Below are 216 nucleotides of genomic sequence, written 5' to 3'. Positions count from 1 at the left end.
CATCGACCACGGCAACATGTACGGGCTCTCGGCGGGTACCGGACGTACCATTCGCCAGGGCTACTACGCCAAGGCTGTGGAGCTCGACCTCACCGACAGCCTGGGCCGAAGCTGGCAGCTGCAGGGCTTCGGCCGCACCAGCTTCCCCTGGCAGGCCGGACCGGGCACGGGGGGATTCAGCGTGCTGGCCGGGTGGCGGTGCGGCGAGGAGGGCGG

At 70.8% G+C, this 216-nt stretch carries 1 protein-coding gene; it reads left to right on the top strand.

Annotated elements, in window-relative coordinates; genetic code table 11:
- Positions 1-16 precede the first annotated feature (16 nt).
- Positions 17-216, top strand: a 200-nt coding sequence (locus tag ABD323_RS43895) for a hypothetical protein (RefSeq protein ID WP_344447594.1), incomplete at its 3' end; no start/stop codon positions are given.

It is taken from the genome of Kitasatospora nipponensis (assembly GCF_039528135.1).
GTDB lineage: Bacteria > Actinomycetota > Actinomycetes > Streptomycetales > Streptomycetaceae > Kitasatospora > Kitasatospora nipponensis.
This window is presented reverse-complemented; position numbering and strand designations above follow the sequence as displayed.